Raw genomic sequence first — 6,549 nt, 5'->3', positions numbered from 1 at the left:
TGTGGGAGCGTGGCTTGCCCGATCCCACAGGTCCCGAGAAGGCTCTGGGTTTACTCGGTAATCTTCGAGAAGTTGCGATAGAACATGTCACCCTCGCGGCTATCGGTCATCGAGTGCAGCTGGAAGCTGCGATTGAGCCTGGCGCCGCCGTCACGGGTCAGAGGGGCCCAGACCAGATTGGCGCGGCGCATGGTCGACATGCTCATCATTTCGTCGAACGGGATCGACAGGTAGATGCCCTTGTCGAAACTACCCTCCCCGTACTCGGCACTGCCAGCCGTGGTGATCGTGGCCCAGGCACCGAAGCGCACGCCGTTGAAGAACTCGCGGGAGATGTCCAGCGTACCGCCCCAGTCGCCGGCCAGGTAACGACCGACGCTGACTGCAGCCAGTGTGTCGTACGGCAAATCGGTGTAGCCGGTGATGTGCCCGGTCCAGACCGAATAGTCGCGCAGGCCGAAACCCTGGTCGAACTCGCGCTGGCGCACGTAGTTCAGATCCGCCCCCACCGACCAGCGCTCGCCGGTCGGCCGGAACAGCACCTCACCGCCGACGCCGGCAAACATCGACTCCAGATAGCCGCCGTAGACCATGCCATACAGGTCCTTGTCCAACTGCTCGGCATGGCTGACCTGAAATAACGGCATGGTCACTTCCGAGGTGGTCAGGTACTGACGCAAATCGGTACGCACCCGCGGCAGGCCGCTCGGCGCATCGTAGGTGAACTTGTCGAAGTTGTTCACCAGGTTGGCACTGAGCAGGCCGTTCCACCAGGTGTTGCGGTTGAAGCGGTACTCGGCGTCCGCATCGGCGCTGAATTGATAGAGCAAACCATCCGGGCCGCCGACGTTCTGCTTGAAGCCCAGGCCGACGCCATAGTTGAAGTGCTGCGGCGCTTCGCTGTAGAGGGTTTTCTCGTTGTGCGGCATCGCCGGGTTGATCTCGGTGGTGCGGTGCAACGACTCCAGCGGTTCCTCGTTGTTGATCACTTCGCGGAAAGTCTGGCGCGGCACGCTGGTCTCTTCCAGCGGCAGGTCGTAACGCTTGTTGACCACGGTGAACCAGTTGATGTCGTCGTTCACACTGTTATCGAGAATCCGGCTCGCGCGACCAACAGCCTTCGACGAATGGAAGTAGCGCTGCTGCTCGCCGTAGACGATCAGCTCGGAATCACGCTGACTGATGCGCTCGACCTTGTACCCGGCATTCTGCTGCAGGCGCTGCGACACGTCGGCCCAGTTGACCTGCTCCATCGGCGTGGTCGGCATCTTCGCCGGCAGCGGTTCCGGCGTCGGATCGTAGGTCTTGGCCGGCGCCTTGCGGCTGACGAAATTGGTGTGAAACGTGATGCCGAACATCGCCGTGTTGCCCCGCTCCCACGCCGCACTGACATCCACCGAATCGGCCACCTTGAACACCGCACCGAAGTTGATCGGCGAGTCTTGCTTGATCACGTTGTCCTTCGGCTCGTGCTTGTAGTCGTTGCCTTCGTATTCGAGCTTCAGGCTGAGTCGGTCCCACGGTGTCTGATAGCTCACACCACCAAAGAACGAAGGCTTGCCGCGAAAGTACGAACCGGCGTTGACGTCACCGGTGCCTTCCAGGGCCGGACGGGTCTTGAAGCGATCGTCGAGGTAGCCCAGCGGGTTGTCGAGGTCGCCGCGATTACCGAGATAACCCCAGGCAATGCCGGCACTGAAATCGAAATTATCAAAGCGTTTGTTGGCAACGAAATATTCGCTGGCGAACAAGCCGGTACCGCCAATGTCTCGGAAGCCCAAAGCGACATCGGGGGCCCAGTGGCTTTCCTGCCACAGCCGGACTTTGGCGTCGACCGCCTTGTCCTTGTAGCTCTGGCTGCCACTCAGCGCCTCGGAGCCGTACGGCCGGTTGGTGATCGCGGTGTAACGGAACGAACCTTCGAGCCAGTCCAGTGGCTGCAACGACACGCTGTAGCGGCTGTAAGGCTCGGTGCGGTTGGCATTGACGCTCAGTTCGCCGGCCGGCGCCATGCGCGCGGTCGGGGTCTGCAACAGACCGGTGCCACCGAAATCATTTTGAGTAATACGCGGCTCGGCATGCACCAGGCCGCACGGCAATAACAACACAGCTGCAACACGTAACTTCAACGAACCACCTCAGCCAGCTGCGTGGCAATCAATTCGGCCAACTGCTGATTCAGTTCAGGAACAGGCGGATCCATATCATCGTTTTTTACCGGCACCAGAATCTTGCTGCCGGCCACGGGAAACTGCCCGCTCTCGCGATTCCAATGCGCAATGCCCACGCGCCGGACCGCACCATTGGGCTGGATCAGCCACAAGTAATCGGCCTCGGCATCGTCCAGCGGCGTGCAGCTTTCCAGGTACTCGCGCGCCTCCAGCAGAGGCTGATAAGGCAAGTGGCAGGTCTCGGCAACCGCGCCCAGCACTTGCACCTCGTCGACCCGTTTCGGGTAGATCAGACGATCGCCATCGTCGAGACGCATGTTGCGCGCGAAACCAACTTCTACTGCAACCGGGTCGAGGTCTGCGACCTGGCGCCCGGTGACCGGCATCTGCCGCACCTGCTCGGCCAGGCGCAGCGCCAGTGCCGCGCGGCTCGGTCGATCAAACAACGAGGCCATGCGCTGCAACACATCGAGATCGAACAACACCCCGGCCTTGAGCCGCGCCTGCTGTTCCAGCAACGACTGGCGCAGCAACACGCCGGCCAGCCAGTAACCTTCGGCATTCGGCAGCGCCACGCTGATCACGTCGAGCAAGCGCCCGCCCGGCGGCAATTCCACCGGCCCTGGGTTGGCGACATCGCCGCTGACCGTGACCGCCGCCTGACTGACGCCGCTGAGCAACAGCAGCCCCGCCGATAACATCCGTAAGCGCTTCACGGCAGATGCCTGCGATCAGGCGTCAGTTGCACGATGCGCACACGCATTTGCGCGGTCAGTTGCTGCTCGCTCTGCAGGATGAAACCGTCCAGCGGATCGACCCAGTAATGGTTGGTCGCGCGCAGGCCGATGGCCGGGACGTCGATACGTTCGTCGACACGCAGCACGGTGTATTCCTTGTCGAGAATTTGCAGGGTTTGCGTGGATCGGCGGGAGAATCGGCTGTTGACGATCAAGCCGACTTCCTGGCCCTTGTACAGGTCGATCCAGCGCTGACTGGTGAAGCCATCGGCAACTTGATGCAGGCCGCGCTTGAATGGCGCGTTGTCGGCCAGCCGCGTGCCGTCCAGATCGCCCTCGACGCCGAGGCCGATGGTGCGCACGGCGAGGCCATCACGCAGCAGCAACACCTGTTTACCGGAGGCGACCCAGAACTGCAGGTCTTCCCGCTCGCGCACCAGCGCCAGCACTCCGGAACCGGACGGTGTGGTCAGTTTGACTTGCGGATACTTGACCTCGGCCACCTGGGCCGCGCTCACGTCCAGCTCGTCCGGCCCGATCACCGCCGACTTGAGGTTGCGCACCGAAGCGGTCATCAGCGGGTTACAGCCACACAACATCAAGGCCGCCATCAGGCAGACGCCAACTTTCAAGGTTTTCACGGTCGGCCTTATTTGCTGTTGTTACTGAATTCGCTCCAGTTCTTCGCAGCGGAAGCCCCGGTCCCAACAATCGATGCCGACGGCACCAGTTGACTGATGAAGCGGTTCCAGCGCGTGACGTTGGCCGGGCCGACGTACACCACATCCTGCGGACGCACTTCAAAGTGCGAAGCGAGTGCCATTGAGGTCGGCGACTGAGCTTCCAGTTGATAGATCTTCGCCGGCTCGACATCGAGGTTTTCCACCCCGCGAATCACGTACACCGCATTGCCGTTGGAGGTGGTCTGGCTCAGACCGCCGACCGAACCGAGCACGTCGGAGAGGTTCATCGTGGCGGTCTTGAAGCTCAGCGCACGGGGCTGATTGACCTCACCCATGACGTAGATGCGCTTGTTGTCGTTGTACGGCAGATACAGCTGATCGCCGCCCTTGAGGAAGACGTGCTGCAACTCGGAGTCCTGCTGGTTCAGCGAGTCGAGATTGAGCGGATACACCCGGCCATTGCGCGTCAGCAGCAGGCCCGACAGATCGGCGTTGTTGGTGTCGATGCCGGCCGTACCGAGGGCTTCGACCACGCTCAACGGGTTGGTGGAAATCGGCTGCGGACCGGCCTTGGCCACGGCCCCCGAAACTACCACTTTCTGACTGGCGAAACGCAGCACCGCGACATCCACTTGCGGCTCGGCGATGAACGCCGACAGGCGGGATTCGATGTCCGAGCGCAGCTGTTGAATGGTCTTGCCGGCCGCCTGCACTTCCTTGATGAACGGGTAGTACAGCGTGCCATCGGAGCGCACCAGTCGACCGTTGGCGTCGATCTGCTGTTGTGCCCCCGATGGCGCGGTCAGCTCCGGGTGATCCCAGACCGTGATGTACAGCACATCGTTGCTGCCGATGCGGTATTCCGCCGGCGTGGCCAACAGTTCCGCCGGTACCGTTTCACGCTTTTGTGTGGCGCGGGTCATCGAGATCAGCTTGGGCGTGATCGGAATCAGCTCGACCCGACTGCTTTCGCTGGCGCCCTGGCGCGTGATGTCGCCGGTGCTCAGGTATTGGCCGGGGGAAAACATGCAACCTTGCAAAGCGATACTTGCCAACAGCAAAAGAGAAAAACTACGAGTCATAATGGCACTACGCTATTCAAGGGCGAATCTAAAAATAAAGTCACCCGACTTGCGTCGGGCGACCCTGTACTGCACTAACAAATGTTCCTGTTAGTTGTGCGTGCCAGTGGTGCCGGTAGTACCGGTGGTGCCCGTGGTACCGCCGTTGGCACTTCCGCCGCTGTTGGACGCCGCGACTGCACTGGCAACCATTGCAGTACTGGCAGCAGGCGCTGTAGAAGCCGCGACACTGCCAGATACATTGGTCACCGCAGTAAGCGGCGCTTCAGCAGCAGACGCCCAGTTGCTCAACATCGTCAACAGGGCAATCGCCATCACTTTTTTCATATCAACTCCTTTCTAACATTCGGCCTGTTAAAAACCGGCCTGAGTTAGCGGTGGTAGCGTTCAAGTTCGCGAAATCGCGAACAAGATCCGTCGTTCTTTCACAGTCTTACCCAACTGATAAAAGTCGAACGGCAGGTTTATATCTACGGACTTGCAAAAGGCATTTCCAGCGTATTTTCCCGACGATATCTAACAGCTGACCGAAACTAACATTCAGTATTAGAACGACATCATTCGAGATAGCCGCGCGGATGATTCGATTGCCAGCGCCAGGTGTCGGTGACCATGTCCTGCAAACTGCGCGTGGCTTTCCAGCCGAGTTCTTTTTGCGCTTTCGAGGCGTCGGCCCAGCTCTCGGCAATATCGCCACTGCGCCGCGGCATCACCCGGTACGGCACTGGCTGCCCGCAAGCCTGTTCGAAGGCTCGCAGCACTTGCATCACGCTGTAGCCGTCGCCGGTGCCAAGGTTCCAGGTATGAATGCCCGAACGGTCGGCAATCGATTGCAAGGCTTTGAGATGGCCATCGGCGAGGTCAACGACGTGGATGTAATCGCGCACCCCGGTACCGTCGATGGTCGGGTAATCGTCACCGAAAATCGACAGCTCCTGCAGGCTGCCGACCGCGACCTGGCTGATATAAGGCAGCAGGTTATTGGGAATGCCGTTGGGGTCTTCACCCATGTGCCCGCTGTGGTGGGCGCCGATCGGGTTGAAGTAGCGCAGCAAGGCGATGCTCCAGCGCGGCTCGGCCAGGCTCAGGTCGCGCAGCACGTTCTCGACGATCAGCTTGGACTGGCCGTAAGGATTGGTCGGAATACCGGTGGGGAAATCCTCGCGGATCGGCATCTGCTCAGGCTCGCCGTACACCGTGGCCGACGAGCTGAACACCAGCCGGAACACTCCGGCCGCCGCCATCGCCTGACACAGCGTAATGCTGCCGCCGACGTTGTTCTCGTAATAATCCAGCGGCTTGCGCACGCTCTCGCCGACGGCCTTGAGCCCGGCAAAATGCAGCACCGCGTCGATTTGATGCTCGCGAAAAATCCGGTCGAGCAACGCCCGGTCGCAGACATCGCCGCGAATCATCAGCGCGCTTTTGCCGCAAATACCTTCTATCGCATGCAGTGCCGCATCGCTGCTGTTGCAAAGATTATCCAGTACAACAACTTCATAACCTGCTTCAAGCAGCGCAAGTGTGGTGTGCGAGCCGATATAGCCGGCGCCACCCGTTACCAGAATCTTCATAGCGCGGTCCGTCATTGGATAAGTGACAAGTAGCCTGTCAAGTCCCTTTCATTGAATCTGTGGCGCACCACACAAATAAGGACGACAACAGCCTTAAACAAAATTAGTTCAACCACTGGCAATAAATATTTTTGCAGGTCAAACTGTATTGCCCGGTACTTATTAGCACCTCGAGTGCACTCATCACTATCAACAGATACCGACTAAAAATAACCAATAACGCTATAACCGACATCTCATAACATTGTCAGGTTTTACCCTCCGCACTAATTGCCATTAACAACCTGACTCAGGTATTAAAG

General features: G+C 59.7%; 6 protein-coding genes. All 6 read right to left on the bottom strand.

Annotated features, from left to right (window positions below):
• Window positions 1-50: 50 nt before the first annotated feature.
• The 6 genes from OC71_RS23920 to galE all read right to left on the bottom strand — a co-directional run bounded on the left by OC71_RS23920 (window position 51) and on the right by galE (window position 6,247).
• Window positions 51-2,129 (bottom strand): YjbH domain-containing protein, encoded by a 2,079-nt coding sequence (locus tag OC71_RS23920; RefSeq protein ID WP_041074038.1) that lies wholly within the window; start codon window positions 2,127-2,129, stop codon window positions 51-53.
• Window positions 2,126-2,887, bottom strand: coding sequence for a capsule biosynthesis GfcC family protein (locus tag OC71_RS23915; RefSeq protein WP_371260453.1), 762 nt, complete (start codon window positions 2,885-2,887; stop codon window positions 2,126-2,128). Before OC71_RS23915 ends, OC71_RS23920 begins: the two co-directional genes overlap by 4 nt.
• Window positions 2,884-3,549: a YjbF family lipoprotein gene (locus tag OC71_RS23910; RefSeq protein WP_041074034.1), complete on the bottom strand. Its 666-nt coding sequence runs from the start codon at window positions 3,547-3,549 to the stop codon at window positions 2,884-2,886. The genes OC71_RS23915 and OC71_RS23910 overlap by 4 nt, the downstream gene beginning before the upstream one ends.
• 8 nt (window positions 3,550-3,557) lie before the next feature.
• Entirely contained in the window at window positions 3,558-4,619 is a 1,062-nt protein-coding gene (locus tag OC71_RS23905; protein WP_007968243.1) for a polysaccharide biosynthesis/export family protein, read from the bottom strand.
• A gap of 144 nt (window positions 4,620-4,763) precedes the next feature.
• On the bottom strand, window positions 4,764-5,000 hold the full coding sequence (locus OC71_RS23900) for a hypothetical protein (RefSeq protein WP_003226528.1): 237 nt from the start codon (window positions 4,998-5,000) through the stop codon (window positions 4,764-4,766).
• 230 nt (window positions 5,001-5,230) lie between these two features.
• Window positions 5,231-6,247 (bottom strand): UDP-glucose 4-epimerase GalE, encoded by a 1,017-nt coding sequence (gene galE / locus OC71_RS23895; RefSeq protein WP_041074032.1) that lies wholly within the window; start codon window positions 6,245-6,247, stop codon window positions 5,231-5,233.
• Window positions 6,248-6,549 lie beyond the last annotated feature (302 nt).

The organism is Pseudomonas sp. W15Feb9B (genome assembly GCF_000828175.1).
Classification (GTDB): Bacteria; Pseudomonadota; Gammaproteobacteria; order Pseudomonadales; family Pseudomonadaceae; genus Aquipseudomonas; species Aquipseudomonas parakoreensis.
This window is presented reverse-complemented; position numbering and strand designations above follow the sequence as displayed.